Origin of the sequence: Rhizobium sp. Leaf311 (assembly GCF_001423445.1) — a bacterium.
In the GTDB taxonomy this organism is placed as follows: Bacteria; Pseudomonadota; Alphaproteobacteria; order Rhizobiales; family Rhizobiaceae; genus Agrobacterium.
This window is the reverse complement of record NZ_LMNZ01000007.1, coordinates 243,973-270,212: the sequence shown is the minus strand read 5'-3', so window position 1 is coordinate 270,212 and position 26,240 is coordinate 243,973. Positions and strand designations below refer to the sequence as shown.

Below are 26,240 nucleotides of genomic sequence, written 5' to 3'. Positions count from 1 at the left end.
ACGAGATGTCACCATTGCGCACGCGGCGGTGGTGACATCTCCAGGCGATCTCTCATCTTGCGCAACGCCGCCGGAAGCGCGCTCAACTCGTCAGCCTCAAAGCTGAGCCCCAAATGGTAATGGGCGATTTGCGCAGCGACGTTGCTCTGCTGTCGGTCTCGACGCTTTTTAAGCGGATCACGATCCGCCTTTTCAGAAAGCCATAGTTTGTGCAGCGCAAACACCCTCGGATCTATCGTCACAATCCTTAAGGGCAGACCAGCTTCATCAAAAATGATGGCCTCGCTCTTTGGGGCGCTTACAAGCCAGGCCAAGCCCTCAATCGGTACGCTAACAAGATCATCCTGATGACTTGAAATTCCACTCTCGGATTGATGCACAGGGGACTTCGAGAGAGGCTCGATCAAATCCACCATGAAACCACTCTGGTTCACAGCCCGGAAGCTGCCTTGGCGCACAGCGGCGAAACTTGGATCGACGTCTTTCAGTAATCCCACCAAGCCGCGTTCGCTTACGCCATTGGCGGTCAGGCTAATTCGGCGGCGGGCATCCCTTAAAAGATCGATATCTTCTGTTGCGATGACGTCCGAAACGATGCGGACGCCCGCCATTGCCTCATAGGCAAACAGGGCATTCGTCCCGACTACTACAACGCCTTCGCCAAGCCAGCGCGCCGCATCCAGTCGTCGGAGTATTCGTGCCGGTATCGATGGAAGACGGCCAATACCCCGGGCTGCCATGAGTGGCGCACGAGCCTCTATTTCCGCCTTCAATCCGGCGATGCGCGCCTCTATCGCAGCTTTTTCTGTTTGAAATTTGTCGAGCACCATATCGGTCTGCGGCGTTCGCGCTCCCAAAGAGCGGTCCGATTTATCGACACGGCGAAGAAGATACTGTTTGCCAGATCGTTCCCCGTATCGCATCGTGCCACGGAAGCTGTGCCAGTGCTGATGCTGAAGGTCGACCAATACCTCATAGCGCTGCCTGACATCGACTAGCGCACGCACGTCATCTCCACTTAAAGCATTGATTTCCAACATTTTTACACTCAAAAACGGAATTTCCGCATTCTGAGTGTAAAAACGAAAAAAATCAATGCCTTAATTCGGTAAGATGGAATGAGCCCCTAGCGGGGCTCAACCGTTCTGTCAGGCGCGCAGCACGCCGCCTGTCGACTTCTCGACATTGCCGACGATTTTTGCCGTCAGCGCTTCGAAGTCTTCATCCGTCAGGGTCTTGTCGACCGGCTGGATCTGGACTTCGATGGCGATGGACTTCTTGTTTTCACCAACGGATGCGCCTTCGAAGACGTCGAAGACATTGACGCCGGTCACGAGTTTACGGTCGGCGCTGGTTGCGGCCTTGATGATGGCGCCGGCTTCGACCGTGCGATCAACCACGAAGGCAAAGTCGCGTTTGACGGCTTGGAAGGGCGACAGTTCGAGCGCAGGCTTGGTGCGGGTCGCCTTCTTCTTCGGCTCCGGCATGGCATCGAGATAGATTTCGAAACCGGCATAGACGCCCGAGACATCCAACTCGGACAGGGTTTTCGGATGGAATTCACCGAAATAACCGAGGATGACCCTCGGGCCCATCTTGATCGTGCCGGAGCGTCCGGGGTGATACCAGCCCGGAGCGCCCGCTTCGATCTGCACATTGCTCATGGGCAGGCCGCAGGCTTCGATGACAGCCAGCGCATCCGCCTTGGCGTCATAGACATCGACGGGCTTACCGCCGCCCTTGGCCGCGTTGGACCACATGCGACCAGAACCGGCAATGGATGCCGTGCCACGACGCACGCCACCGGCGACGCGACGCTGGCCTTCCGGCATGTCACCTTCATAGGTGCCGGAGACTTCGAAGATCGCCACATCGCCGTGGCCCTTGTCGGCATTGCGCTGTGCGGCGGTCAAAAGACCGGGAAGCAGCGAGGGGCGCATATCCGACATGTCGGCTGCGATGGGGTTGGCAAGCTTGAGCGCGGGCGTGCCGCCCCCGAAAAGCTTTGCCTGTGCTTCCGGGATGAACGACCATGTTACGGCTTCCAGCATACCGCGCGAGGCAAGCGAACGCTTGGCCGTGCGGGTGCGGATCTGCAGCGTCGTCAGGATGCGGCCATTGACGGCACCGAAGCTTTCCAGCGGCTCCGGCTTGATATTATCGACGCCATGGATGCGCATGACCTCTTCCACCAGATCAGCCTTGCCATCCACATCAGGACGCCAGGAGGGAACCGAGACGCTGACGCGCTCGCCTGAACCTTCGACGCCGAAGCCGAGGCCCTTGAGGATATCGAGCGTTTCCTGCGCCGACACATCCAGACCTGTCAGCCGCTTGACTTCGGAGAGCGGAAAATCGATCCACTTGGGCTCGAAGCCCTTGTAACCGACGATCTTCGCTTCGGCTGCCGTGCCGCCGCATAGTTCGAGCACCAGCTCCGTCGTGCGCTCCAGGCCGGGGACCATATATTCGGGATCAACGCCGCGTTCGAAGCGGTAACGGGCATCGGTGATGATGCCGAGCGAGCGACCGGTCTTGGCGATGTTGATAGGGTCCCAGAGCGCCGACTCGATCAGCACATCCGTGGTGTTTTCATCGCAGCCGGAATGCTCGCCACCCATGACGCCGCCGATGGATTCGATGCCGTTATCATCGGCGATGACGACGTTGGCGGGACCGAGCTTGTATTCGCGCTGATCCAGCGCAAGAATGGTTTCGCCTTCCTTGGCGCGGCGAACCACGAGATTGCCCTTCACCTTGGCCGCATCGAAGACGTGCATGGGGCGGCCCTGATCGAAGGTCATGTAGTTGGTGATATCGACCAGCGCATTGATCGGGCGAAGACCGATGGCGAGAAGACGCTGCTGCATCCATTTCGGGCTTGGGCCGTTCTTGACGCCACGAACGAGACGCAAGCTAAAGCCGGGGCAAAGTGCGGCGTCATCAAGATCAAGCGTCACATCGACGGTGGTCTGACCTTCGACCTTGAAGCCCGGTGCTGACTTGGTCTTCAGCTTGCCGAGACCCGACGCTGCAAGATCGCGGGCAATACCGTAGATCGAGGTGCAATCCGGGCGGTTCGGGGTGAGGTTGATTTCGATGACGGGATCATCAAGACCGGCATAGCTCGCAAAGGACGTACCAACAGGCGCATCGTCAGGCAGATCGATAATACCATCATGGCTGTCGGACATGTTGAGCTCTTTTTCCGAGCACATCATGCCATGGCTTTCGACACCGCGGATCTTGCCGACAGCAAGCGTCACATCGATACCCGGAACATAGTCGCCCGGACGCGCCAGTGCACCGACGAGGCCGGCACGCGCATTGGGCGCGCCGCAGACGATCTGAACCGGCTTGCCGTCACCAGCATCAACGCTCAGCACCTTGAGACGGTCCGCTTCGGGGTGCTTTTCAGCCGTCAGGATCTTGGCGATGACGAAGGGCTTGTAGGCAGCCTTGTCATCCACGTCCTCGACTTCGAGACCGATGGCGGTGAGGCGTTCGCAAATCTGTTCGAGAGACGCATCGGTTTCCAGATGCTCTTTCAGCCAGGAGAGTGTGAATTTCATGTGTGTCTGTCCTTAACGGTATGTGTCTCTTCTGGACTGGCTATCTTGGGCAATGACTTCAAAGAACGGTCTGGCAATCATGCGGCTTGCTGTGGCGCCTTGGCGCCTGGGGCCTTGCGACCCTTCAACATCCCATCGACTGAAAGATCTTCATCGACATCAGGCCAGTGAACGCCCGAAAGCATCAATTCAACCGTGTTGCGTTGAGCGGGCGTCGCATTCAGCAACCTCGGATACCACCACAGCGGCGTGGAAACATGTCTTCCATCGGCCAGCCGAACATGGACTTCGTGCGGATCGCACCATGCTTCAACGGGACGATCACTTTCCGGGTATGCATCATCCGAAGTACTCATGCCACGCCTCCATCATCTGATGTCTGTGTTCCTCAACCGTTTCCAATATACGGGTGATGTCTTTCTGATTGAAGCCCTTTGCTTTCGCCAGTCTCACTGCGTCCAACCAGACCTTTGCTTCGCAACCGTTTCCATCCACATGAATATGCGGCGGCTCATGGCCATCACCCGAGTAGAAGTGAAAACGAAGGCCATATTTGCGAAGCACGGTCGGCATGACTTATGCGCTCAAGCCACCAAACAGGGTCGGCATGTCGAGCGGGCGGAAGCCGTAATGGGTCATCCAGCGCACATCCGCATTGAAGAAGTCGCGCAGGTCAGGCATGCCATATTTCAGCATGGCGATGCGGTCGAGACCCATGCCCCAGGCAAAGCCCTGATATTCGTCGGGGTCGAGACCACCGGCGCGCAGGACATTGGGGTGGACCATGCCGCAGCCGAGGATTTCCATCCAGTCCTTGCCTTCGCCGAACTTGACGATGGGCCCGGAGCGGTCGCACTGAATATCCACTTCGAAAGACGGTTCTGTGAAGGGGAAAAAGGACGGGCGGAAGCGCATCACGACACTGTCGACCTCAAAGAAGGTCTTGCAGAACTCTTCCAGCACCCAGCGCAGATTGCCGACATTCGACTTCTTGTCGATCACGAGGCCTTCGACCTGATGGAACATGGGCGAGTGGGTTGCGTCCGAGTCCTGGCGATAGGTCTTGCCGGGAATGACGATGCGGATTGGCGGCTTCTGGGCTTCCATGGTCCGGACCTGCACCGGCGATGTGTGCGTGCGCAAAACCTTGCGCTCACCGTTCTCATCCGGCTGGAAGAAGAAGGTGTCGTGCATCTCACGGGCCGGATGTCCCTCCGGGAAATTCAGCGCCGTGAAGTTGTAATAGTCGGTTTCGATATCCGGGCCTTCCGCGATGGAAAAACCCATATCGGCGAAGATGGCGGTAATCTCATCAACAATCTGGCTGATCGGATGGATGCGGCCGCGCTCGGCAGGCGACTGTCGCACCGGCAGGCTGACATCGAGCGTTTCCGCCAGAAGACGCGCGGAAATGGCCGCATCCTTCAGTTCCGCTTTGCGAGCGGTAATGAGGTCGGTCACTTCGTTCTTGAGCTGGTTGATGGCGGCGCCGCGCGTCTGGCGCTCCTCCGGCGTCATGGAACCCAGGGTTTTCAGGAGTTCGGAGACCGAACCCTTTTTACCCATTGCCGACACGCGCACAGCTTCGATAGACGCTTCATCCGCGGCGGCGGCGATGTCCGACATCAATTGCGATTTCAAAGTATCCAGTTCGGTCATATTTTCCTGCCTCGCCGGGCTTATGCCTGCGGCTTCGGGTTCACAGCATTCTTCAGATAATCGGTCGCCTTGATAAAGCGTCGCAGATCACTACCCATCTGCACTCGCCCAATCAACCGTGCCAAAGGCAAAAAGCGGCCTAAAACATGCACCAGCCGGCGCAATTCCGCGATTGCCGCATCCGGCGCACGCGATGCCCAGGCCTCGTAGGCCGCATCAAGCGATGGCGTCCCTTTGATCGCCCTTTGCGAAAGAGGCAAAAACAGCAGCCAGAGATCGCGCGCCTGCGCTGTTTCCAGCGGCATGACGGCTTGTGGCGTCTCTTCGAAATCCATGAAACCGAGCCGTCCGTCACGCATATAGAAGTCCCGCACATGCGGGCGCCCGTGACACAGGCCGGCTGAATGCAGGTCGCCAAGCCCGGCCGCCACACCGATGAGCAATTCGTCATGCGCATCCACGTCGGTCGTCTGCAACCGATCCAGTTGCTGGGCGATGGTCAGGCCGACATCTTCAAGAACGACAGCCGTTGTCGATGAATAGACGATTTGCGGCACGGGAAAGCCCCGCGCTTCAAACAGCCGCATCGTATCCACCTCTCGGCGCATCATGCCTGCGGGGTCGAGCACAGGAGACGGGCGCATGAAGGAATAGGGCAGAAACTTCGACAGAAAGGACTGCGCTTTGGGTCCCCAGGACGGCTTCTCCGTTCCCTGCCGCTTGATCCAGACAGATCCGGTGGAGAGGCTGATTTTCTGTATGCGGCGCTTGCTATTGAGCAGGGCATACATCAGCGCTGTTACATCTTCGTCTTCGAGATGCACCTCGAAGCCCTGCGCTTTTTCATCTGCACTGGCTGCAAACATGATCGCCACACCTTTGCGGATCGTCGCACCCGCCTATTGTTCCATGCAAAGGAACCCGACAATAACAAAACCCGCACCGGTGGCCCGGCGCGGGTTTCAAATGAACAACGATTTGTCCGCGCCGTAATTACTTTACAGCGGCTTCAAACTCGTTGGCGGTGCCTGCGTCCTTGAGGTACTCAAGAGCCTTCTTTGCAGCAGTGACGAGAGCGCCGAATGCAGCAGGTTCATGGATAGCCATGTCGGACAGAACCTTACGGTCAACTTCAATGCCAGCCTTGTTCAGGCCGTCGATGAAGCGGCCATAGGTCAGGCCAGATTCGCGAACGGCAGCATTGATACGCTGGATCCAGAGCGCGCGGAAGTTGCGCTTGTTAACCTTGCGGTCGCGGTAAGCGTACTGCTTGGAACGATCCACAGCAGCCTTTGCTGCGCGGATGGTGTTCTTGCGACGGCCGTAGAAGCCCTTGGCTGCCTTGAGTGTCTTGGTGTGCTTGGCGCGGGAAGTTACGCCACGTTTTACGCGTGCCATGTCATGATCTCCTTAAAAGTGTCCAAAAATGCGGAAGAGTCTTAGAGACCGTTCGGCAGGTAGTTCTTGACGACTTTCTTGCCGTCAGCTTCGGCCAGAACCATGGTTCCGCGCGCGTCGCGAATGAACTTGTTGGAACGCTTGATCATGCCGTGGCGCTTGCCGGCAGCGGCTGCGAGAACCTTGCCAGTGCCAGTGATCTTGAACCGCTTTTTAGCGGCGGACTTCGTCTTCATCTTGGGCATTTTGCTACTCCATTATTTGTATCGAAAGACAGGCAGACGAAGCCTGCTTTCAAGCTATTCTGGAACGGACACGGCATGCCCTGCCGGACCGTTCGGACGCGCTCCTATAACCGCGTTCACGGCAAAGAGCAACGGGGAATGAGAAATTCCCCTGCCACTTCGGCAAAACGCCTGCCCTGCAGACGTTTCTGGACTTACTTCGGCGCCAGAACCATCATCATCTGACGTCCTTCGAGCTTTGGCTCGGCTTCAACCTTGGCAATTGCCAGGGTGTCTTCCTTGACCTGCAGAAGAAGCTTCATGCCGAGTTCCTGGTGGGCCATTTCGCGGCCACGGAACTTCAGCGTTACCTTCACCTTGTCGCCTTCGTCAAAGAAACGGTTCATCGCCTTCATCTTCACCTCATAGTCATGGGTGTCGATGTTGGGGCGCATCTTGATTTCCTTGACCTCAACGATCTTCTGCTTCTTGCGCGCTTCGGCCGCCTTTTTCTGGGTCGAGTACTTCAGCTTGCCAAGATCAAGAATTTTGCAGACCGGCGGTTCCGCGTTCGGCGAAATCTCAACCAGATCAAGCCCGGCATCTTCTGCCATCTTCAAAGCCTGGTCCGTCGGCATGACGCCAAGGTTCTGGCCTTCTTCATCAATCAGCTGAATCTTGGGAATTCGAATTTCCCTGTTGGAGCGCGGGCCCTCTTTGACGGGGGCATCGGCTTTGAACGGTCTGCGAATGGTCGTATTCTCCTGATCTGTTTCGGGATCGCGTCGGCAAAAACAGCTTGTCGGTGCAAATGGCGGAAATGTCGTGAATGCCGCCGCGAAGTCAATAGCACGTCCGCGCAAAAAAATCACCTCCTGTCGTGCTTTTTAAGAATCTGCGCTACAGGGAGAGTGAAAAGCAGGAGAATTGGGCACCGATGACTGAAGATATGGTTGAATATATTACCGTTGGCAGCGCGCAGGATGCGCGCGACATCGCCATCCTCGCCCGCAAGGCCGCAACACAGGACGACGCCCCTGCACTCGTGTGGCTGGGCGGCTATCGTTCCGACATGACGGGCACCAAGGCTGTCGAACTGGACCGTTACGCAAAAGAGGCAGGACTTGCCTGCATTCGCCTCGACTATTCCGGCCATGGCGCTTCCGGCGGTGACTTCAACAAGGGAACCATCTCGCGCTGGCTGGAAGAAACCATCGCCGTCCTGCGCCACAAGGGTGCAACGCGCATCATTGTCGTCGGATCCTCGATGGGCGGCTGGATTGCGCTGCGGCTGATCCAGGAACTTCGAAAGGATCCAGACGGTACCGAGGTCGCCGGTCTGCTGCTGATCGCCCCTGCCCCGGACTTTACGGCAGAACTGATCGAACCCAACCTTTCCGACGAGGAAAAGGCATCGCTCGCTGAGCGCGGCTATTTCGAAGAGCCCTCGGAATACAGCACCGAGCCCAACATCTTTACCCGCGACCTCATTGAAGACGGGCGCAACAATCGCGTCCTCACGGGCATCATCGAAACGGGCTGCCCCGTCCACATCCTGCAGGGGATGCGTGACGACGACGTACCCTATACCCATGCGCTGAAACTGCTCGACCACCTTCCGGCAGACGACATCGTGCTCAGCCTTATCCGCGATGGAGACCACCGATTGTCGCGTCCACAGGATATAGAGCGGATGCTGGCTGCCGCCCAATCCCTTGTTTTCTCGGCAAAACCGCAACGATCTTAACCATATTATTCATCTTGCATTCATGAATGATGAGTTCCGATTGACTCCCGCCCCTAACCTTTTTAACTTTTCGTTAAGATTTTAAGGGACGGGTTTCATGATGAATGCATCACGGGCGCGGGCGCTGCTTCTGGCAGTTGCGACCGGAATAATGTCTGCGGCCTCTGCGCAGGCAGACAACATCGGCAGCCTGTCCATGGTCACAGGTGGCATTACGTCCCAGCCAATCGGCCATTATGAGTTCTGCCAGAAATACATGGACGAGTGCGACATTCGCAGCAAGCTGACCCCGCCGCCCCGCGTGACGGAGTTCGGCTGGCAGGTCATTCGCGACGTCAACAAGGAAGTGAACGCCTCCATCGTCGCGATGACCGATCTGGAAGTCTATGGCAAGGACGAAGTCTGGGAATATCCCAAGACCGCCGGAGACTGCGAAGACTTCGTGCTTCTGAAGCGTCGCAAGCTGATGGAACGCGGCTTTGCGGTTTCGGACCTTCTGATTACGGTCGTTCGCAAGCCGGATGGCGAAGGCCATGCCGTGCTGACAGTGCGCACCAATAATGGCGACTTCATTCTGGACAACCTGTCCGACGATGTGAAGCTGTGGACGGACACCAACTACACCTATCTCAAGCGTCAGGCGTCCTTCAACACCGGCCGCTGGGTCTCGATTGAAGACGGCCGCGACGTTCTGGTCGGCGCTCTGCGCTAAGCCCCACAGATTTGCGGCCCGGGGCCGCCAATCATTTCGCCAGCAAGCCTGATGCCATGAGCTGAAATACCTCTGCGGCCTTTGCAAAGGCCGCCTTGGGATCCTCGGCGGCGGCGATCCAGAGGGCGGCGTTCAGCACGGCGCCGTTCAGCAACCATGTCGCAGCCCTTGCATCGACTTGGGCCAGCGTGCCGTCATCCACCAGCGACTGAACCGTTTTTTCGATACGTTGCAGGCAGGCGGTCTGACTTGGCCATTGCGCCGGATCGCCCAGCACGGCCGGACCATCCAGAAGCATGATGCGCTGGATTTCGGGCTCCAGAGCCATTTCAATATAGGCGAGACTTTCGGCAATCAGGCCGTCCCATGGGGATTTTGCTGCCTGCTGGACAAGATGCATTCTTGCCAGCATTTCCGCATCGATCTGATCGATCACGGCCCTGAGCAATCCCTTCTTGTCGCCGAAATTATGGTAGAGCGCGCCGCGCGTCAGGCCTGCCTCCGCTGTGAGATCATCCATGGATGAGGCCGCATATCCCTTTGTTGCAAAGGATGTTCGCGCCGCAGCAACAAGCTTGGCGCGCGTTTCCTCCACCATCTGCGACCGCGTTCTTGCCATGGGGCAGCCCTTCTGATTTTCACATACGTCGCGTATGCTATTGACATACGCAGCGTATGTCTATTATCTGAACATACGGGCCGTATATCAGTTTCCATGACCGCTCGTAAAGCAATGAAACACCGGCGAACCACCCGCCCGCATCTTGCGGATTGCGGGAAGGATATCGCTGTGCATCGATCTGGAGATCACGATGACCAAACGCGAAGCAATTTTCCCGCCCAACCGTCACGCACTTTATGAAAAGCATGGCTATTCCGCCGCGATCCGCTCAGGCGATCTGCTGTTTGTTTCCGGTCAGGTGGGCAGCCGCGACGACGGCTCAGCCGAACCTGACTATGCGAAACAGGTGCAGCTTGCCTTCAACAATCTGAAGGCGGTGCTGGCGGCTGCCGGTGCATCCTTCGATGATATCATCGACGTGACCACCTTCCATACCGATCCGGAACAGCAGTTCGAGACCTTCATGGGTATCAAGGAACAGGCTTTTTCGGAAAAGCCCTATCCGAGCTGGACGGCGGTCGGCGTCAACTGGCTTGCCGGTTTCGACTTCGAAATCAAGGTCATCGCACGGCTTCCCGACGCCGGATAATTGGCAGCACCGTGACTGTCAGCCGCTGCCGATGAGAATGCCCGCCGCAAGAACCAGCGAACCGCCCAGCACCACCTGGAAGACGGCGCGCAAGAACGGCGTCTCCATGTAGCGGTTCTGGATGAAGGCGATGGCCCAGAGTTCCAGAAAGACGATAACGGCGGCAACGGCGGTTGCCGTCCAGAAATGCGAGATGAGATAGGGCAGCGTATGTCCCAGACCGCCGATGGTGGTCATGATGCCCGATGCCAGCCCCCGCTTCAACGGTGAGCCGCGACCCGACAGCTTGCCGTCATCATGGGCAGCTTCCGTAAAGCCCATGGAAATGCCCGCACCGACGGATGCGGACAGGCCGATGAGGAAGGTCTGCCATGTATCCTGCGTGGCGAAGGCGGCGGCGAATATCGGGGCCAGCGTCGAGACCGAACCGTCCATCAATCCGGCCAGACCGGGTTGAACATAGGTGAGCAGGAATTGACGCTTTTCGGTTTCACCCTCCTCAGCTCTCGCATCCTCGGGCAGGTGCTTGTCACCCAGCATGGCGGCCACATCCTCATGTCCGCGTTCCGCCTCGGCAAGATCACCCAGCAGCTTGCGCGTGGAAGCATCGGTGACGTGTTTTATCGCCTCGTCGTAAAAGCGGATGGCCTGCGCTTCCATCCGTTCCGCCTCTTCGCGAATTGTTTCGAGCGGCAGATTCTTGACGAGCCAATCCGGCTTGCGCTCGTAAAAGCCACGAACATGCTCGCGCCGGATAAGCGGAATGACCTCGCCAAACCGCGCCCTGTGCTGCTCGATCAGCATATTGCGGTGGGCCTGCTCGACCTCAGCCATATCATCGAAAATGCGCGCCGACTGGGGATATTGCGTTTTGAGATGCGCCGCGTAGGACCGGTAAATGCGGGCATCATCCTCCTCGGAGGAAATGGCAAGGGCGAGGATTTCCTGCTCGCTCAACGAGGAAAAGGGGCGCTTGGAGAGGGAAACGAGGCTGCGAAACATGGGATCACCTATTTAGAATAATTCTAAATAATACGAATGCGGGGATTTCACAAGCCTGTTTAGAACCATTCTAATTCCAGCCCGACAATGTTAAAACGTCGCATTGTGAATTGGCGGTGGCGGGCAGATAGTGCAGGCCTTGCCGAAGGGGTATCCATGACCGAAAAAATCACCGCGCGCGCCGCTCCCCATGCTGAAAGCCAGAGGGAGGCGCAGATTTCCATGGCGCAAATGGGCGTGGATGCCGCCTTTATCGACCGGCTGGTCGAGACCTTCTATGGGCGTATTCAACGGCACGAAACGCTCGGTCCCGTCTTTGAAAGACGTCTTGCGGGGCGGTGGGCCGACCATATGGAGAAGATGAAGGGTTTCTGGTCCGCAATCGCCTTCAAGACGGGCGCTTATGGCGGCAAGCCGGTTCAGGCCCATTACGGTATGGACGGTTTGAGCGAGGCCCTGTTTGCGCAGTGGCTGGAGCTGTTTTCGCAAACGCTGCGCGATATCGCGCCCAACCGTGAAACCCATGACTGGTTCATGGCAACCGCCGAGCGCATCGCACGCAGCCTGATGCTGTCGCTGTTCTACAATCCCGCCCTTGATGACCCGGCCCGCAAGCGGTGACGCGGCAACGATTGCGTTCATTAGAAAACGGGCATTCTTGACGCAATATGACCAAGTTTATCTTGAAGGCTAAAGGCGGACATGATTAGTAGTTCGCGGGAGGCGTACCAGGCGGTTCGCCTTATAGTCTTCATTCAGGGCAGAATCGAAATGGATCGCAGATCATTCATCCGCAATGCAGGCGCCGCAGGCGCTGGCATTACCGCAACAGCACTTGCCGCACCGGCCATCGCCCAGGAAAATCCAAAGATAACCTGGCGCATGACTTCGTCCTTTACCAAGGGTCTCGACATTCTGTTTGGCGCTGGCCAGATCGTTGCCGACCACGTCAAGGAAGCGTCCGGCGGCAACTTCACCATCCAGCATTTTGCCGGCGGTGAAATCGTGCCGGCCCTGCAGGCCGCGGATGCCGTGACATCGGGCACGGTCGAAATGGCCCATACCTGCTCCTATTACTATGTCGGGAAAGATCCGACCTTCGCTCTGGGCACCTCCGTTCCCTTCGGTCTCAATGCGCGCCAGACCAATGCATGGTTCAACCAGGCAGGCGGTAACGAGCTGCTCAACGAATTTCTGGCCAAGCACAACATCTATTCCATCCTGCTCGGCAACACCGGCGCCCAGATGGGCGGCTGGTTCCGCAAGGAAATCAACACCATCGATGACCTGAAGGGTCTGAAGATGCGCATTGCCGGCCTGACCGGCCAGGTCATGCAGAAGGTTGGCATCACGCCACAGCAGATCGCAGGCGGCGACGTCTATGCGGCGCTGGAAAAGGGCACAATCGATGCGACGGAATTCGTCGGCCCCTATGACGACCAGAAGCTTGGCTTCTACAAGGTTGCGAAATATTACTACTATCCCGCATGGTGGGAAGGTGGCCCGGCCTGCCACGCCTTCGTCAATCTCGAGAAGTTCAACAGCCTGCCGGAAAACTACAAGCGCATCCTTAAGGATGCCTGCGCTGCCGGAAGCGCCTCCATGCTGGAGCGTTACGATGCGCGAAACCCGAAGGCCCTGAAGGAACTGGTCGCACAGGGCGCGATCCTGCGTCCATTCAGCCAGGAAATTCTTGATGTCTGCCACAAGGCGGCGCTCGAAACCTATGCGGAAATCTCTGCGGTCAACGAGAACTTCAAGAAGATCTATGAAAGCCAGCAGGCCTTCAAGAAGGATGCCTATCTCTGGGCGCAGATCTCCGAATATACCTATGACACTTACATGATGATCCAGCAGCGCAACGGCAATCTGTAATCATCAAAGTCAAAAAATCGAGGGGCCGTCCGATTATGCCGGGCGGCCTTTTCTGTCTGTGGACACAAGCTTCCAGACCTCCCGCTCGCGCCATGCCAGCGGGCTCATGCCGGTGATGCGGCGGAACTCACGATTGAAGTTGGACTTCGTCTGGAAGCCGCTTTCAAGCATAATGGATGTCACCGACTGATCCGTCTCTTCCAGCAGGCGGCAGGCATCCCTCACCCGCAACTGGTTGATATATTGCGAGACATTGCCGCCGGTGGCCCGATTGATGGCCTGCGAAATCTGCCGGCTGGGCAGAGACAGCTTGCGGGCAAGTCGCGTCAGATTGAGGTTCTCATCCCTGTATACGTGCTGCCGTGCCATCAGCTCCTCCAGACGCACCATGATCTCGTGATCCTCCGCAGTCGGACCTGATGGCGGCGGCTCCGCCTCGGTCACACGACGCGATGTTTCCGGCTTGCTGTCTCCTGCGACCCATGCCGTCAGGCCGATCATGAGAAGGCCGAGCAGGTTGCCATTGCTGATGATGATGCCCGCATTGACGCCCCTCGCCCATTGAAAATCCAGGAGGACGACGACATCGAAGACGGCGGAAAAACAAAGTGCGGCGGCAGCGATGTAAAGCGCGCGGTGCACCGATGTAACGCTGGCAAATTGCGCTTCATCCAGGCCGTCCGGTCCACGCCGCCCCAGCAGAACAATGGCGATGGCATAACCCACGAAGAGCGCGATCAGGACCAGATCAATAGCGACCGGAAAGACGGCCAAGGTAACAGCGACGACCAGTGGCGGCAGCGTAAGGCTCGCAATATTTGCTACACGTTTCATCTCCCAGCCGCTGATCAGACTGCGGAAACTGGCATAGGCCAGGGGTGGCAACAGCGACGCCATGAGCGGCAGGGCGAATTTCAACTGCTCGATGCCATAGCCCCAGCGAAGGCCAACGAGTGCCGATTGGGTTGCGCTGAGAGCAAGCAACAGGAGAAAGGGGTGATTGGCCCTGCCTTCGCCTTTCGCTCTCAGGACGGACAGAAGAAGCAGAAACAGAAGCAGTGCGACGACGATTGGCAGGGGTAGGAAAATCACGGCGGACAACCTGAAACGAAAGGATCATGCTTTTCCATGGACCAGATCGCGTTGGCGCACGACCTAAAACATGTTTGAGGGCGTGAAAAACAGGGGCTCGATCACAATGGGATACGTTGTTTCAACCCCATGAGGTCCACCATGCGTTTCCTTCTCTCTACCACCCTTCTCCTGTCGGCGCTGGCTTTGCAACCCGCTCTGGCAAGCGAGCCTGTCGGCACAGGCGACATCGCCGTCCCCTCGCCCGCCCGTGCCAAGAATTTGGTCGTCACGCTCTGGTATCCGTCCGATGGCAAGGGCGAACCGGTGAAGGTCGGCGATAACAGGATTTTTAAAGGTGCCGCAGCCTTCAGGAACGCAGCCATTCAACCCGGAAAGCTGCCTGTCGTCATCATGTCGCACGGCTCCGGCTCTCGCGGCATCGCCATGGCCTGGATTGCGCAGGAACTGGCCGAGGCAGGCTTCCTCGTCGTGGCGCCCGATCACCCCGGCACGACCAGCGGCGATTCCACCCCTGCCGACACACCCAGTATCTGGGAGCGTACGGATGATATCTCCACCATCATAAGCTCGCTCTCGTCTGATGCGGAATGGTCGAAATCCGTCGATGCTGACAGGATCGGTGTTCTCGGATTCTCACTGGGTGGCAGCACGGCGATGGAGCTTGCGGGTGCACGGGCCAATCTGGATGCCTATGTCCAATATTGCGTGGATTATGCGCAATCGATGGATTGCACATGGTTCTCCGGCGGGCGTGGCTTTAAGGACGGCGAAGCGATCAGCGTGCCGAAATTCGATCTGCGCAGTGTGGATAGAGCGCGTTTCGAACAGTCCAACCATGATGGGCGCATCCGCAGTGCCGTTCTGGTCGATCCCGGACTGGAAGTCGCTTTCACGAAAGACAGCCTCAAGGCCATCGATATCCCCCTGACCTTCATCAATCTGGGCAGCCAAGGCAAGATCCCTGTTTCCGTTCTGTCCGATCAACTGGCCAAGGATGTGCCTGGCGCAACCTATGCGCAGGTTGATGACGCGGATCATTTCAGCTTCCTGCCGGTCTGCAAGCCGGAGGCGGACGCGTTTCTGAAGTCGGTGGGAGAGATCGATCCGATCTGCGTTTCGACTGGCCGCGACCGGGCTGACATTCACCGGCAGCTGGCGGAACTGATCGTAAATGCTTTTAAAGAAACTTTGAAAATTAACAAATGAGCTTCGGCAAGACGATTGCAACAACAGTCCATGTTGAGGCCGGCACAGAATGCTGGCCTCAACCATGTAAAGCTACACCCCTAAAATTAATGGATTTTTCAAACCTTGGCTGCACAAGTTCAGGGACGACGATCTCATCAGAAAACAGAGACGTTGGTTCAAATTGGGCCTTGGGGAAAATTAATGATAATTGATAATTTGCTGGCGCGGTTTAAAATCCAAACCAAAGTCATCGTCTTCATTGCGCCATTCGTGGCGAGTATTCTTGCGGTTGGTTTTTCGGGTCTATACGCGTCGAACCTGCTACAAAGCCGAATGGATGTTTCCAACACGATCCTCCAGTCCTTGACAGGTTTCAAGGAAGTCTATGGTGGAATGACATCGTTTCTTACCAATACTAACGAAGAGACCCGCGGCTCCCTGAACCGCCAACTTGCCGAACAGGCCAATTTTCTGCGCGCAACGGAAGATGGCGAGTCAGGCGAGATAAAAGATGCCATCGCACGAACAAAAATTATTACCGAACAGGTCGATCAATTGTGGTCGAGTCACCAGAAGGAAGAAGCCCTTCGCGCGTCCATGAGCGGCGACCTCGCAATTGTCCTGAAGGAACTGAACGGCCTTCTCGCAAACGCGACAAACATCCGTAACACGCTGCTGACCGACGAGACGAAGGCCAAGCTGCTGTTGCGCGAGGCGGACAAGTTGAACCGCGGCGCCAATCTCATCGCAACCGTCGTAACCGACTTCAACCGCGTGACCTCACAGGAAGAAAAGACGGCGGTGGTGAAGGCCGCCATCGGCACACTGGAAGCGACCATCAAGGAACTCGTTGCCATCGCCTCCGTCGATCAGAAGATGATCATCGAGCAGCTTGCCGAAGGCGTGACGCAGATCCGCGCGCAGCTGGACATCGGCATCATCAACGACGCAACCGTCGGAACCATCGAGCGCGTCGTCAACCTCATGCGCCCTGCTACGATCCGTCTGCAGGGTTTTGCGACAGTGAAGTCGCGGCAGGCGACGGAAGTCTTCGGCCAGCTTGACCAGCCAATCGAACAGGCAACGACATTCCTGGCCACCGCCCGACAGATTGGCGACGACGCAAAGAACCTTCAGCTGGAAATGGCCGGCTTCGTTGCCGCCCCCACAAAGGCTGGGTTGGAAAAGTTTCGCGATGTGGCATTCCGCCTGAACGTCTCGGCTGGTGCCATGACCGGTGATGCCGCAGTGTCGGACGCCGCGCGCAAGAGTGCGCAGGCCATTGACGACAGTGCAACCAAGCTGGACCGGGCAGCAGCAGAGCTTTTCGCCTTGTCCGAACAGCGCAAGGTCGCCTTTGCCAACGCCGAAGAGGAAATTCGCCGCGTCTGGACCAGTCTCACAGGCTTTGCCGAAAAGCAGCGCACCGCCGCCGATACCGAACGCAGCAAGGCCGATGGGATTTCGCTGTCTGCAATGGTCATCGGCGTGCTGGTTGCGATTTTCGCCGGCATCGGCCTCGTTCTGACCTTCAAGGGACCGATACTGGGTATCGTCGGCGCCATGAAGCGTCTGGCGACGGGGGATGTCGATATCGCGCTCGAAGGAAAGAACCGCCACGACGAAATAGGCGACATGGCGCGCGCCTTGGAAGTCTTCAAGGAAAATGCAGAAGAGCGCATTCGACTGGAAGCGGCAACCGAAGAGCAACGCGCTTCTGCCGAGGCGCAGCGCCAGTCCAACGACGCCGAACGCAAGGAAGTGGAACGCCAGATCCAGTTTGCGGTCAGCGCGCTGGCAGCGGGTCTGGAGCGCCTTTCCTCCGGCGATATTTCCACCACCATCGACACACCCTTCAACGGTCGTCTGGAACAGCTGCGTGTGGACTTCAACCAGTCCATGCTGCGACTGCGCGAGACGATCGGCGGCATCCGCGAAAATGCCGGTGCCATCCGCGAGAATGCGCAGCAGATGTCGGCTTCGGCAGTGGATCTGGCCCGGCGCACCGAGCGGCAGGCCGCTTCCCTTGAGGAGACGGCAGCGGCGGTCGATGAGGTCAACTCCAACATGCGCAATGCCGTCGATCGCGCACGTGAGGCAAACGCAATCGTTGACCAGACACACCGCAACACCGAGGAATCGCTGGTCATCGTGCGCAGTGCCGTATCCGCCATGCAGCGGATAGAGAATGCATCCCAGACCATCGGCAACATCACCGAAGTCATCGACTCCATTTCCTTCCAGACAAATCTGCTCGCGCTCAATGCGGGCGTTGAGGCGGCGCGCGCCGGGGAAGCGGGCAAGGGCTTTGCCGTTGTTGCCCATGAGGTGCGGGAGCTGGCACAGAGATCTGCAGCAGCGGCCAAGGAAATCCGCGAATTGATTGCGGTTTCATCCAGCGAGGTTGCCGCAGGCTCCAGGCTGGTTTCCAAGACCGGGGAAGCTCTGGCCAAGATCGGCAGCCAGATTTCTGACGTCAGCGACCAGGTCAAGAGGATCACGCAGGCGACACAGGACCAGTCCGTTGCCATGCAGCAGATCAACAGCTCCGTCGGTGAAGTCGATCTGCTGACACAGCAGAATGCTGCGATGGTGGAAGAAACCAGCGCCGCAAGCGAGCAGTTGACCGAAGAGACGGATCAGCTGCTGGCACTTCTGGCTCAGTTCCGCCTTGCCGCGTCGCAGGAGGTTCACAGAGCCAACCGTTTCGCCGCGTAAGCAGCAAGCGAATTCACACGAAACGCGCGGACCCAGAAAGTCCGCGCGTTTTTTATGCGCTCACGCCGCAATAGCGTGATGGTGATGGCGAAACCGCTTCGGTCCGGCCCGATCTCTGCCGGGCGTAAAGATTGCATTCAGCCTTTTTTGATAATTTGTCGTTAGTCATAGTTTTTTGGGTCTCAGGGTGGTCGCATTGTGCCTGCCCGCTTGTTTTGCGTACGGGTTCTCATGCATCGATCGACAGTGCCAGCCTTTGTCCTAGCCTGCCTATCCATTACGGGCTGTACGTCCAGTTCAGGGCCGGAAGCCCTTGTGGCAGGCATTCCCTCCAGGGAAACCACGAGTTCGGTTACGCCGACAGCGCCAGTCCCGCAGGCAAGCGTTGGCGAAACTCGCGCGCCATTGCGCGCCGAACCGGCACAGAAGGTGCTGGCCTGGGGCGGCCCCATGCCTTCCGGCTCGCCCGCTTTTGCAGCCGTGGACCAGCAGACTGCAGCAGCGCCGACATTGCCGCAACCGCGCGCCTCCATCGCTCCGCAAATCGGCGCAGCCCTTCCCAATGAGCGACCCGTCCAGCTTGCCATGGCCGGCGCGCCCGCCATCAGCGCCGGGTCTGCCGTTCGCTCGCGCATCTTCAGATCGAATTTCAGCGACGCAAAGCCGATCAATTTCGGCAAGGTCACGCCCCGCCATTTCCCCGTCCACGGTGTCGATGTCTCCCGCTGGCAGGGCAATATCGATTGGGAACGCCTGCGCTCCCGCGGTGCGAATTTCGCGTTCATCAAGGCGACCGATGGTGGCGACCATCTGGACCCCATGTTCAAGACAAACTGGAACCGCGCCAAGGCAGCGGGCGTGAAGCGTGGTGCCTACCACTTCTTCTACTGGTGCCGAGCCGCAAGCCACCAAGCCGAGTGGTTCATTCGCAACGTACCGCGTGACCCCGACGCGCTGCCGCCGGTCATCGACGTGGAATATAATGGCGAATCCAGCTGCAAGATGCGTTTGCCGCGCGCCAAGGTTCTGGAAAAGATGCAGGTCTTCATGGACATGCTGGAGCGCCACTATGGCCAGCGGCCGATCATCTATACCGCGCCGGACTTCTACAAGGACCACCTGTCCGGTGAATTCCTGAATTACCCCTTCTGGCTGCGCGCAGTTGCCCAGCATCCGTCGCGTGTCTATCCGGACCGCAAGTGGTTGTTCTGGCAGTATTCCGGTTCCGGCCTTTCGCATGGTGTGGAAGGAAAGATCGACCTCAACGTCTTCAGTGGCAGCGAAGAGGCATGGAACAGGTGGTCGCGCGGCGGCAACGGCTGACCGCCCTCACCCTATTTCGAAAACTTCCTGGCACCCGCCACGCAGGCGACAACCCCGAGCGTGACGCCGACCATCGCCACGCTGACCGGTTCGCCCAACAGCGTGGCGGCAAGCGCCAGGCCGAAGAAGGGCTGCAGCAATTGCAGTTGCCCAACGGCTGCGATGCCACCGAGCGAAAGCCCGCGATACCAGAAGATGAAGCCGATCAACATGCTGAAAAGCGAGACGTAGAACAGTCCGCCCCAGGCGGCACCCGTTATATCCGCGAAGGAGTGCGGCGCCAGAAACACGGCAAGCGGCAGCATGACCGGGAGCGACAGGACCAGGGCCCAGGAAATCACCTGCCAGCCGCCCAGACGTCGCGACAGCGCCGCACCTTCCGCATAACCAAGCCCGCAAACTATCACAGCGCAGACCATGAGACCGTCTCCAACCATGGAGCCCGCCATATCCTGAAGCAGCGCAAAGCCTGCGACAAGGATGCTTCCGAAGCAGGAAAAGAACCAGAAAGCCGGGCGAGGTCTCTCACCGCCACGCAGGACCGCGAATATTGCCGTCGCGAGCGGCAACAGCCCGATAAAGACAATGGAATGCGCGGAGGTTATTTCCCTCAGCGCCAGAGCCGTCAGCAGCGGAAAGCCGATCACCACGCCAAGTGAAACGATGGAGAGCGACGCGAGGTCGGACTTCGCGGGCGGTTTTTGCCGGAATATGCACAGAATAGCCAGCGCCAGCACGCCCGCAATGCTGGCCCGGGCAAGGGTCAGAAAGGCGGGATCGAAGCCTTCTACGGCAATACGGGTTGCGGGCAACGACCCGCTAAAGATCACCACCCCCAGAAATCCGCTCCACCACCCGCTCGATGTCTTGCTCATGATACCACTCCCGCTCATGCACCGGTCATGCCCCAGCCCCCATGGCCATGACAGTGACAATGCATTACAATTTCAAAATACTGTAATGGTACGGGAAGCAGTACAGATGCACGGAAGCAACGATGGACATAGGCAGGCGGCGCCGCGAACCCATGCGGTGATGATGGAAATAAGGCGTCGCATCGCATCGCGTGCCCTGCTGCCGGGGGCGCGATTGCCTTCGGTCCGCAGCTTTGCCAAGTCAATGGATGTCTCCACGTCAACCGTGGTGGAGGCCTATGAGAGATTGGTCGCGGATGATGCGATCCGGTCACGCCCGGGGTCCGGTTTTTATGTTGCCAATGCCCTTGCTCCGCTTTCCCTTGCCGATCTTGGACCGAGGCTTGACCGGGCGATCGATCCGTTCTGGGTATCGCGTCTTGCACTGGAGGCAAGCGATGCGATGTCGAAGCCCGGATGCGGATGGTTGCCCGCCTCCTGGATGCCGCAGGAGGTGATGCGTCGCGCCCTGCGCAGCGCTTCACGCGGGCAGGAAGCCGATTTGAGCGACTACAGCAGTCCGCTTGGTCTTCTGCCATTCAGGGAACTCCTTTCCCGCCGCTTGAGCGAGCAGGGTGTGATGGCAGGACCAGAGCAGATCATGCTTGTCGATTCCGGCACTCATGCCATCGATCTCCTCTGTCGTTTCCTGCTGGAGCCTGGGCAGACCGTGCTGGTGGACGATCCCTGCTACTTCAATTTTCATGCGTTGCTACGCGCTCACAGGGTAAAGGTCGTCGGCATCCCCTATCTGCGGGATGGGCCGGATGTGGCGCGGTTCGAGCAAGCGCTGAACGAGCACCAGCCGCGCCTCTACATTACCAATTCAGCCATTCACAACCCGACCGGTTCCGTTCTTTCACCGGCGACTGCGCATCGGCTGTTGATGTTGACCGAACGGGCGGGCGTGACCGTGATCGAAGACGATATCTTTGCGGATTTCGAGGAACAGAAAGCCCCTCGCCTCGCCGCTTTCGATGGCTTGCGGCGAAGCGTGCAGATCGGCAGCTTTTCCAAAACGCTCTCGGCTTCAGCCCGCTGCGGATATATTGCAGCGCCACGTGACTGGATCGAGCCACTGACGGACATCAAGATTGCGACCGCATTTTCCGGAAACCGCATCAATGAGACGATCGTCTTCAGCGCACTTAAGGACACGCAGTATCGCCGCCACATGGAAAGCGTCAAAATGCGGCTGTCACAGGCCCGGCTGCGGGTTTCTTCGCAATTGAGCGAGGTCGGCATCATGCCCTGGATGGAGCCTGCGGCCGGTATTTTCCTGTGGTGTCGCCTGCCTTCCGGCATCGATGCCGCAGCGGTTGCACGTCATGCCTTGACGAAGAACATGGTGCTTGCCCCCGGAAATATCTTCAGCCAGGGGCAAATATCTTCGGGCTTCATGCGCTTCAATGTTTCGCAATGTGATCATCCTGAGATGATTAAAATCCTCAAGGAGGGGATAGCGGCCGCGCAGTGCTCTTCCTGAGGGTATATTTCGTCTTTCTCACGTATCTGGAACAAATTTAGAAGATGTGCATTTTCTCCCCACAGCAAGAGGAGAGAAAACATGACTTTTGACCCTAACATGCCACGCGATCCCAACTTGAGACCTGACCGCCCTGAACTGCGCACAACGCCCGAAGCGGCGCGCAAGTCCGCGGGCTGGGCACCTTGGGCAGCCATCATCGCAGTTCTCCTGGTCGGCGGCTTCATCTGGATGCAGATGAGCGCCCCGTCTACGACGGACCCGACCACAACGTCCTCGACGACGGCACCGGCAGCAACCGAGCAGGCACCTGCACCGGCACCGATGACGCCAGCAGCGCCTAACAATACGGCTCCTGCCTCGCCGAACACTGGTGGCACGTCCACACAGCCGTAACAGCGTAGTGTTATGAATGCGAAAGAGCCGCTTGCGACATGCAAGCGGCTCTTTTCGTTTGGTACATGCCTTTGCGGCGCGTTGAACAGTCGCGAGGTTTTGAGCCTCAGTCGTCCTTCATCTTCAGAGCTGCAATGAAGGCTTCCTGCGGAATGTCGACCTTGCCGAACTGGCGCATCCGCTTCTTGCCTTCCTTCTGCTTGTCCAGAAGTTTGCGCTTACGCGTGGCGTCACCGCCATAGCACTTGGCGGTCACGTCCTTGCGCATCGCAGAAATCGTTTCGCGGGCGATGACGTTGCTGCCGATTGCCGCCTGAATGGGGATCTTGAACATGTGACGCGGAATGAGATCTTTCAGCTTCTCGCACATGTCGCGGCCACGCTTTTCTGCAGCCATGCGGTGGACGAGCATGGACAGCGCGTCGACCGGCTCTCCATTGACCATGATCGACATCTTCACGAGATTGCCTTCGCGGTAGCCATCCAGATGATAATCGAAGGATGCGTAACCCTTGGAGATGGATTTCAGCCTGTCGTAGAAATCGAAGACGACTTCGTTCAATGGCAGCTCATAGGTGATCATCGCGCGCTTGCCGACATAGGTCAGCTCGGTCTGAATGCCGCGACGGTCCTGGCAGAGCTTCAAGATGCCACCGAGATAATCATCCGGCGTCAGGATCGTTGCCTTGATCCAGGGCTCGCGAATTTCCGCAATCTTGACGACATCAGGCATGTCGGCGGGATTGTGCAACTCGCGCTCGGAACCGTCCGTCATCGTCAGCTGGTAAACAACCGATGGAGCGGTTGCGATGAGATCGAGATCGAACTCACGCTCGAGACGTTCCTGAATGATTTCAAGGTGAAGCAGGCCGAGGAAGCCGCAACGGAAGCCGAAACCGAGCGCCGCAGACGATTCCATTTCGAACGAGAAGGATGCGTCGTTCAGACGAAGCTTGCCCATGGCGGCGCGCAGATCTTCGAAATCCGCGGCATCGACCGGGAACAGGCCGCAGAAGACCACGGGCTGCGCGGGCTTGAAGCCTGGCAGCGCCTTGGCCGTCGGGCGCTTGTCTTCAGTGATCGTATCGCCAACACGGGTATCGGCCACTTCCTTGATGGAACCGGTGATGAAACCGATTTCGCCCGGACCGAGACTGTCGACCGCGACCATCTTAGGCGTGAGAACGCCGACGCGTTCAACCTGATATTTTGCATCCGTGCCCATCATGCGGATGGTCTGGCCCTTGGTCAGGACGCCATCAAGCACGCGCACCAGAACCATGACGCCGAGATAGGTGTCGTACCAGCTGTCAACCAGCAGAGCCTTGAGCGGGCCCTTTTCGCCAAGTTCGCTCTTGGGCGCCGGCAACTGATGCACGATGGCTTCCAGCACATCTGGAATACCAAGACCGGTCTTTGCAGAAATGAGGACCGCCTGCGAAGCATCGATACCGATGACCTCTTCGATCTGTTCCTTGATCCTGTCAGGTTCGGCGGCAGGCAGGTCGATCTTGTTGAGAACGGTCACCAGCTCATGATTGTTGTCGATCGCCTGATAGACATTGGCCAGCGTCTGCGCCTCGACACCCTGAGAGGCATCGACAACCAGCAACGAGCCTTCGCAAGCCGAAAGCGAGCGCGAGACTTCATAGGCAAAGTCGACGTGGCCGGGGGTGTCGATGAGGTTCAGAACGTAGGTTTCACCGTTATTCGCCTTGTAATGCAGGCGCACGGTCTGTGCCTTGATCGTAATGCCGCGTTCCCGCTCGATGTCCATGTTGTCGAGCACCTGCTCGGACATGTCGCGCTCGGCAAGCCCGCCCGTCGACTGGATCAACCGGTCGGCAAGGGTCGATTTGCCATGGTCGATATGGGCGACGATGGAGAAGTTGCGGATATGGTCAAGCGGTGTGCGGGTCGATTGTGTGCTCATGCTCCGCGCTATAGCAGGGGCTCTTGCGCCGGAAAAGCGGGAATTTGGTTAAAAGCCTTTAAAGTTGGGCTTTTCCAGTCGGTAACGCAGCTTAAGGGCCGCGAAATGAGTGCAGTCGAGACCCGCGTCAAATACAGCTTCTGTATCTGCCACTATTTTCCACGATCCGGGATATTGACTCCATCATATGAGATAAATAATCTCACATGATGGAAAACGAAACCGGTACATTCGAGCGCTCCATCGCAGAGCGGATCAAGCATTTGCGCATTGAGGGCAACCTCACGCTGGACCAGTTGGCGAGCGCGTCCGGCGTCAGCCGCGCCATGATTTCCCGCATCGAGAGGGGAGAGGCAAGCCCCACGGCAGCACTTCTTGCGCGCATCTGTGCGGCTCTCGGTCTCTCGCTTTCCGGCTTTTTTGCCGAGGATGACGAGGTGGTATCGCCAATGGTCAGGGGTGCAGACCAACCCACATGGCAGGACCCCGAGACGGGCTACATACGTCGCGCCATTTCTCCTCCCCGAGTTGGCTCCGATGTCGATATTGTCGAGGTTCATCTTCCTGCCCATGCCAGGGTCAGCTTTCCCCCTCACACGGCCAGTCGCGGCATGACGCAATATGTCTGGCTGCTGGAAGGTGCGCTGAAGATGACGACCGGCGATGAAGAATACCTGATGTCCGCTGGCGATTGCCTTTTCATGCCGGTGGGCGACGGACACGCATTCCACAACCCGTCCGACACAGCCGCCCGCTACGCCGTGGTGCTGGACCAGCGCAAGCGCTGACATTGCAAGGAGAGATAAAATGGCAACAATCCGGATGTTGAACAGCGAAGAAACACTCTCGGCGCTGCCCGATCTGTGCGACATCCTGTCGGACTGCGTGAATGGTGGCGCATCGGTGGGCTTCATGCTGCCCTTCACGGACAGGGAAGCGACAGCTTTCTGGCAAAAGGTGGCAAAGTCCGTCGGCAATGGTGACACCATCCACGTTGCTGCGGAAATGGATGGGAAAATTGTCGGCACCGTGCAGGTGGGTCTGGCAGATAAGCCCAACCAGCCGCACCGTGGCGATCTGATGAAACTTCTGGTGCACCGCCGCGCGCGCGGCCTTGGCCTTTCGCGCAAACTGACCGAACGGGCAGAAGCCGAGGCGGTGGCAAAAGGCCGAACACTTCTGGTACTCGACACCGCAACCGGCAGCGAAGCCGAGGCGATCTACCCGAGGCTGGGATGGCAACATGTGGGCATCATCCCCGACTATGCGCTTTTTCCGGATGGGCGTTATTGCGACACGACGATATTCTACAAGCGGATCGGCCAGGTCGGGTCGCAATTGCCACTGCAAAAAACCGACGACTGAACAGCCCTGTTACAAAACACCTTGAAGAGGACCGCCATGTCAGACGCAGCACCCAAGCCCCGGATTTCCATCATCTATTGTACCCAGTGCAACTGGCTGCTTCGCTCAGCCTGGATGGCGCAGGAATTGCTGCACACATTTTCCGACAGCCTTTCGGAAGTGGCACTGGTTCCAGCGACCGGCGGGCGCTTTGAAATCCTTGTTGACGGTGACGTCATATGGGAACGCAAGCGCGACGGCGGATTTCCGGGGCCGAAGGACCTCAAACAGCGTGTGCGAGATGTCATCGAACCAGACCGCGACCTTGGCCACCTGGACCGATCCAACAGTGACGGAGCCGACAGCTGATTCTGGCCAAGGGAGGCACCGCGCATGGGGACCGCCCCCCTAACCGCTTTCCACAATCAGTTTTTCTGCTGAAA

Annotated in this window: 27 protein-coding genes; 13 read left to right on the top strand and 14 right to left on the bottom strand. The window is 58.1% G+C overall.

What is annotated here, in order from left to right:
• Positions 1-8 precede the first annotated feature (8 nt).
• From ASF69_RS11720 to infC, 9 genes are all read right to left on the bottom strand, one after another.
• Complete coding sequence (locus ASF69_RS11720; protein WP_156462046.1) at positions 9-1,052, bottom strand: nucleotidyltransferase domain-containing protein; 1,044 nt, start codon at positions 1,050-1,052, stop codon at positions 9-11.
• Positions 1,053-1,148: 96 nt separating this feature from the next.
• On the bottom strand, positions 1,149-3,572 hold the full coding sequence (gene pheT / locus ASF69_RS11715; RefSeq protein ID WP_062587589.1) for a phenylalanine--tRNA ligase subunit beta: 2,424 nt from the start codon (positions 3,570-3,572) through the stop codon (positions 1,149-1,151).
• Positions 3,573-3,649: 77 nt separating this feature from the next.
• Positions 3,650-3,928 carry a DUF2442 domain-containing protein gene (locus tag ASF69_RS11710; protein WP_062587588.1) on the bottom strand — a complete coding sequence of 93 codons (279 nt, stop codon included), beginning with the start codon at positions 3,926-3,928 and terminating at the stop codon, positions 3,650-3,652.
• Positions 3,912-4,145 carry a DUF4160 domain-containing protein gene (locus ASF69_RS11705; RefSeq protein WP_062587586.1) on the bottom strand — a complete coding sequence of 78 codons (234 nt, stop codon included), beginning with the start codon at positions 4,143-4,145 and terminating at the stop codon, positions 3,912-3,914. The genes ASF69_RS11710 and ASF69_RS11705 overlap by 17 nt, the downstream gene beginning before the upstream one ends.
• Positions 4,146-4,148: 3 nt before the next feature.
• Positions 4,149-5,231, bottom strand: a complete 1,083-nt coding sequence (gene pheS, locus ASF69_RS11700; protein WP_062587584.1) for a phenylalanine--tRNA ligase subunit alpha — start codon at positions 5,229-5,231, stop codon at positions 4,149-4,151.
• A gap of 20 nt (positions 5,232-5,251) precedes the next feature.
• Positions 5,252-6,097 carry a lipopolysaccharide kinase InaA family protein gene (locus ASF69_RS11695; protein WP_156462045.1) on the bottom strand — a complete coding sequence of 282 codons (846 nt, stop codon included), beginning with the start codon at positions 6,095-6,097 and terminating at the stop codon, positions 5,252-5,254.
• A 127-nt stretch (positions 6,098-6,224) separates the two neighbouring features.
• Entirely contained in the window at positions 6,225-6,629 is a 405-nt protein-coding gene (gene rplT, locus ASF69_RS11690; protein ID WP_062587582.1) for a 50S ribosomal protein L20, read from the bottom strand.
• 41 nt (positions 6,630-6,670) lie between these two features.
• Positions 6,671-6,874 carry a 50S ribosomal protein L35 gene (rpmI, locus tag ASF69_RS11685; protein WP_027674722.1) on the bottom strand — a complete coding sequence of 68 codons (204 nt, stop codon included), beginning with the start codon at positions 6,872-6,874 and terminating at the stop codon, positions 6,671-6,673.
• A gap of 194 nt (positions 6,875-7,068) precedes the next feature.
• Entirely contained in the window at positions 7,069-7,605 is a 537-nt protein-coding gene (gene infC / locus ASF69_RS11680; protein WP_062587745.1) for a translation initiation factor IF-3, read from the bottom strand.
• A 185-nt stretch (positions 7,606-7,790) separates the two neighbouring features.
• On the opposite strand from infC, the gene ASF69_RS11675 reads away from it, so the two are divergent.
• Positions 7,791-8,600, top strand: a complete 810-nt coding sequence (locus ASF69_RS11675; protein WP_062587580.1) for an alpha/beta hydrolase — start codon at positions 7,791-7,793, stop codon at positions 8,598-8,600.
• A 97-nt stretch (positions 8,601-8,697) separates the two neighbouring features.
• A complete protein-coding gene (locus tag ASF69_RS11670; RefSeq protein ID WP_062587579.1) occupies positions 8,698-9,312 on the top strand; it encodes a transglutaminase-like cysteine peptidase in 615 nt (204 codons plus the stop codon).
• A 31-nt stretch (positions 9,313-9,343) separates the two neighbouring features.
• Here the strand turns inward: ASF69_RS11670 and ASF69_RS11665 are convergent, their stop codons facing one another.
• Entirely contained in the window at positions 9,344-9,931 is a 588-nt protein-coding gene (locus ASF69_RS11665; protein ID WP_062587577.1) for a TetR/AcrR family transcriptional regulator, read from the bottom strand.
• A 193-nt stretch (positions 9,932-10,124) separates the two neighbouring features.
• Between ASF69_RS11665 and ASF69_RS11660 the strand changes: the two genes are divergently transcribed.
• Positions 10,125-10,523, top strand: a complete 399-nt coding sequence (locus tag ASF69_RS11660; RefSeq protein ID WP_062587575.1) for a RidA family protein — start codon at positions 10,125-10,127, stop codon at positions 10,521-10,523.
• An 18-nt stretch (positions 10,524-10,541) separates the two neighbouring features.
• Here ASF69_RS11660 and mbfA read toward each other — a convergent pair whose 3' ends face one another.
• A complete protein-coding gene (gene mbfA, locus ASF69_RS11655; protein WP_062587574.1) occupies positions 10,542-11,525 on the bottom strand; it encodes an iron exporter MbfA in 984 nt (327 codons plus the stop codon).
• A 156-nt stretch (positions 11,526-11,681) separates the two neighbouring features.
• Between mbfA and ASF69_RS11650 the strand changes: the two genes are divergently transcribed.
• On the top strand, positions 11,682-12,146 hold the full coding sequence (locus ASF69_RS11650; protein WP_062587572.1) for a globin: 465 nt from the start codon (positions 11,682-11,684) through the stop codon (positions 12,144-12,146).
• 150 nt (positions 12,147-12,296) lie between these two features.
• A complete protein-coding gene (locus ASF69_RS11645; RefSeq protein ID WP_062587570.1) occupies positions 12,297-13,400 on the top strand; it encodes a TRAP transporter substrate-binding protein in 1,104 nt (367 codons plus the stop codon).
• Positions 13,401-13,433: 33 nt separating this feature from the next.
• Here the strand turns inward: ASF69_RS11645 and ASF69_RS11640 are convergent, their stop codons facing one another.
• On the bottom strand, positions 13,434-14,492 hold the full coding sequence (locus ASF69_RS11640) for an AraC family transcriptional regulator (RefSeq protein WP_062587743.1): 1,059 nt from the start codon (positions 14,490-14,492) through the stop codon (positions 13,434-13,436).
• A gap of 141 nt (positions 14,493-14,633) precedes the next feature.
• On the opposite strand from ASF69_RS11640, the gene ASF69_RS11635 reads away from it, so the two are divergent.
• From ASF69_RS11635 to ASF69_RS11625, 3 genes are all read left to right on the top strand, one after another.
• Positions 14,634-15,701, top strand: a complete 1,068-nt coding sequence (locus ASF69_RS11635) for an alpha/beta fold hydrolase (RefSeq protein ID WP_062587568.1) — start codon at positions 14,634-14,636, stop codon at positions 15,699-15,701.
• A gap of 183 nt (positions 15,702-15,884) precedes the next feature.
• Positions 15,885-18,401, top strand: coding sequence for a methyl-accepting chemotaxis protein (locus tag ASF69_RS11630; RefSeq protein WP_062587566.1), 2,517 nt, complete (start codon positions 15,885-15,887; stop codon positions 18,399-18,401).
• A gap of 231 nt (positions 18,402-18,632) precedes the next feature.
• The gene (locus tag ASF69_RS11625; RefSeq protein ID WP_062587741.1) at positions 18,633-19,724 is read left to right on the top strand and encodes a GH25 family lysozyme; all 1,092 of its coding nucleotides are present in this window, start codon (positions 18,633-18,635) and stop codon (positions 19,722-19,724) included.
• A gap of 11 nt (positions 19,725-19,735) precedes the next feature.
• On the opposite strand, the gene ASF69_RS11620 is transcribed toward ASF69_RS11625, so the two are convergent.
• Positions 19,736-20,599 carry a DMT family transporter gene (locus tag ASF69_RS11620; RefSeq protein WP_062587564.1) on the bottom strand — a complete coding sequence of 288 codons (864 nt, stop codon included), beginning with the start codon at positions 20,597-20,599 and terminating at the stop codon, positions 19,736-19,738.
• Between the two features lie 106 nt (positions 20,600-20,705).
• Here ASF69_RS11620 and ASF69_RS11615 point away from each other — a divergent pair, with 106 nt between their 5' ends.
• The gene (locus ASF69_RS11615) at positions 20,706-22,124 is read left to right on the top strand and encodes a PLP-dependent aminotransferase family protein (protein WP_062587562.1); all 1,419 of its coding nucleotides are present in this window, start codon (positions 20,706-20,708) and stop codon (positions 22,122-22,124) included.
• An 81-nt stretch (positions 22,125-22,205) separates the two neighbouring features.
• On the top strand, positions 22,206-22,520 hold the full coding sequence (locus tag ASF69_RS11610) for a lipase chaperone (protein WP_062587560.1): 315 nt from the start codon (positions 22,206-22,208) through the stop codon (positions 22,518-22,520).
• A 106-nt stretch (positions 22,521-22,626) separates the two neighbouring features.
• On the opposite strand, the gene lepA is transcribed toward ASF69_RS11610, so the two are convergent.
• Complete coding sequence (gene lepA, locus ASF69_RS11605; RefSeq protein WP_062587558.1) at positions 22,627-24,465, bottom strand: translation elongation factor 4; 1,839 nt, start codon at positions 24,463-24,465, stop codon at positions 22,627-22,629.
• Between the two features lie 194 nt (positions 24,466-24,659).
• Between lepA and ASF69_RS11600 the strand changes: the two genes are divergently transcribed.
• The 3 genes from ASF69_RS11600 to ASF69_RS11590 are packed head-to-tail and all read left to right on the top strand — an operon-like array spanning position 24,660 to position 26,166.
• On the top strand, positions 24,660-25,241 hold the full coding sequence (locus tag ASF69_RS11600; RefSeq protein ID WP_062587556.1) for a helix-turn-helix domain-containing protein: 582 nt from the start codon (positions 24,660-24,662) through the stop codon (positions 25,239-25,241).
• A 19-nt stretch (positions 25,242-25,260) separates the two neighbouring features.
• On the top strand, positions 25,261-25,818 hold the full coding sequence (locus ASF69_RS11595) for a GNAT family N-acetyltransferase (RefSeq protein WP_062587554.1): 558 nt from the start codon (positions 25,261-25,263) through the stop codon (positions 25,816-25,818).
• Positions 25,819-25,854: 36 nt separating this feature from the next.
• Positions 25,855-26,166 (top strand): SelT/SelW/SelH family protein, encoded by a 312-nt coding sequence (locus tag ASF69_RS11590; protein ID WP_062587552.1) that lies wholly within the window; start codon positions 25,855-25,857, stop codon positions 26,164-26,166.
• Positions 26,167-26,240: the final 74 nt, after the last annotated feature.

Bases quoted from the DNA above. Each gene is read 5' to 3' on its own strand.
- pheT (WP_062587589.1), bottom strand. From the start codon at position 3,572: ATGAAATTCACACTCTCCTGGCTGAAAGAGCATCTGGAAACCGATGCG.
- ASF69_RS11675 (WP_062587580.1), top strand. From the start codon at position 7,791: ATGACTGAAGATATGGTTGAATATATTACCGTTGGCAGCGCGCAGGAT.
- ASF69_RS11625 (WP_062587741.1), top strand. From the start codon at position 18,633: ATGCATCGATCGACAGTGCCAGCCTTTGTCCTAGCCTGCCTATCCATT.
- ASF69_RS11635 (WP_062587568.1), top strand. From the start codon at position 14,634: ATGCGTTTCCTTCTCTCTACCACCCTTCTCCTGTCGGCGCTGGCTTTG.
- ASF69_RS11660 (WP_062587575.1), top strand. From the start codon at position 10,125: ATGACCAAACGCGAAGCAATTTTCCCGCCCAACCGTCACGCACTTTAT.
- ASF69_RS11600 (WP_062587556.1), top strand. From the start codon at position 24,660: ATGATGGAAAACGAAACCGGTACATTCGAGCGCTCCATCGCAGAGCGG.
- ASF69_RS11610 (WP_062587560.1), top strand. From the start codon at position 22,206: ATGACTTTTGACCCTAACATGCCACGCGATCCCAACTTGAGACCTGAC.
- ASF69_RS11665 (WP_062587577.1), bottom strand. From the start codon at position 9,931: ATGGCAAGAACGCGGTCGCAGATGGTGGAGGAAACGCGCGCCAAGCTT.
- ASF69_RS11595 (WP_062587554.1), top strand. From the start codon at position 25,261: ATGGCAACAATCCGGATGTTGAACAGCGAAGAAACACTCTCGGCGCTG.
- ASF69_RS11670 (WP_062587579.1), top strand. From the start codon at position 8,698: ATGATGAATGCATCACGGGCGCGGGCGCTGCTTCTGGCAGTTGCGACC.
- ASF69_RS11645 (WP_062587570.1), top strand. From the start codon at position 12,297: ATGGATCGCAGATCATTCATCCGCAATGCAGGCGCCGCAGGCGCTGGC.
- pheS (WP_062587584.1), bottom strand. From the start codon at position 5,231: ATGACCGAACTGGATACTTTGAAATCGCAATTGATGTCGGACATCGCC.
- ASF69_RS11650 (WP_062587572.1), top strand. From the start codon at position 11,682: ATGACCGAAAAAATCACCGCGCGCGCCGCTCCCCATGCTGAAAGCCAG.
- ASF69_RS11590 (WP_062587552.1), top strand. From the start codon at position 25,855: ATGTCAGACGCAGCACCCAAGCCCCGGATTTCCATCATCTATTGTACC.
- rplT (WP_062587582.1), bottom strand. From the start codon at position 6,629: ATGGCACGCGTAAAACGTGGCGTAACTTCCCGCGCCAAGCACACCAAG.
- ASF69_RS11630 (WP_062587566.1), top strand. From the start codon at position 15,885: ATGATAATTGATAATTTGCTGGCGCGGTTTAAAATCCAAACCAAAGTC.
- ASF69_RS11615 (WP_062587562.1), top strand. From the start codon at position 20,706: ATGCACGGAAGCAACGATGGACATAGGCAGGCGGCGCCGCGAACCCAT.
- rpmI (WP_027674722.1), bottom strand. From the start codon at position 6,874: ATGCCCAAGATGAAGACGAAGTCCGCCGCTAAAAAGCGGTTCAAGATC.
- ASF69_RS11695 (WP_156462045.1), bottom strand. From the start codon at position 6,097: ATGTTTGCAGCCAGTGCAGATGAAAAAGCGCAGGGCTTCGAGGTGCAT.
- ASF69_RS11710 (WP_062587588.1), bottom strand. From the start codon at position 3,928: ATGAGTACTTCGGATGATGCATACCCGGAAAGTGATCGTCCCGTTGAA.
- ASF69_RS11705 (WP_062587586.1), bottom strand. From the start codon at position 4,145: ATGCCGACCGTGCTTCGCAAATATGGCCTTCGTTTTCACTTCTACTCG.
- ASF69_RS11620 (WP_062587564.1), bottom strand. From the start codon at position 20,599: ATGAGCAAGACATCGAGCGGGTGGTGGAGCGGATTTCTGGGGGTGGTG.
- mbfA (WP_062587574.1), bottom strand. From the start codon at position 11,525: ATGTTTCGCAGCCTCGTTTCCCTCTCCAAGCGCCCCTTTTCCTCGTTG.